Source organism: Streptomyces sp. DH12 (assembly GCF_020873895.1).
In the GTDB taxonomy this organism is placed as follows: domain Bacteria; phylum Actinomycetota; class Actinomycetes; order Streptomycetales; family Streptomycetaceae; genus Streptomyces.
The window spans coordinates 1-553 of the sequence record NZ_JAHWGT010000577.1 but is presented as its reverse complement, the minus strand read 5'-3'; the positions used below and the strand labels follow the sequence as shown (position 1 = coordinate 553).

The following is a 553-nucleotide window of genomic DNA, read 5'->3' as shown; positions in this document are numbered from 1 at the left end:
ACGTTGTCATGACCACTCGATCCCGCGTCGTCCGTCGACGGGAGCGCGCCGCGGGATCGAGTGGTCATGACAACGTTATCCAGGTGACCCGGACGACGGTCGCCTCGGCACCGCTTCCTCTGCTCACCCCGACCCTCCCCGGGGACCCGGCGCCCGCCGCCGGCCCGGAACGACGCGGACACACGGCCCCGGCCGCCGACGAGGTGGCACGCCGGCACCGGGCGCTCGCCGACACCCAGGCACAGCGCACCGGACCGCTCCGCGTCCGCACACCCTTCCCAGCCCCCCACGCGCAGGAAGAAGGACGGTACGTCCGTGGCGACCACGAGTTTCCCCGACGCCTCGCCCCGTAAGAAGAAGACCGCCGCTGCGGCCGTCCCGGTCCGCCGTGACCTGATCGGCGCGCCGGACGGTGCCACCCCGGAAGCCGCCTGCCCGGCCCATGTGTCCCCCCAGACGCTGGCCGTAACAGCCGCGGAACCGGAATTCGCCCGGCAATTCGGCCTGAGTGCCGACGAGATATGCGGGCGCGGCCTGCTCGAACTGCTCCGCT

At 72.7% G+C, this 553-nt stretch carries 1 pseudogene; it reads left to right on the top strand.

Annotation, left to right across the window (positions count from 1 at the left end):
* Positions 1 to 315 precede the first annotated feature (315 nt).
* A pseudogene (locus LPA54_RS35865) lies at positions 316 to 553 on the top strand (LuxR family transcriptional regulator); the annotation flags it as partial.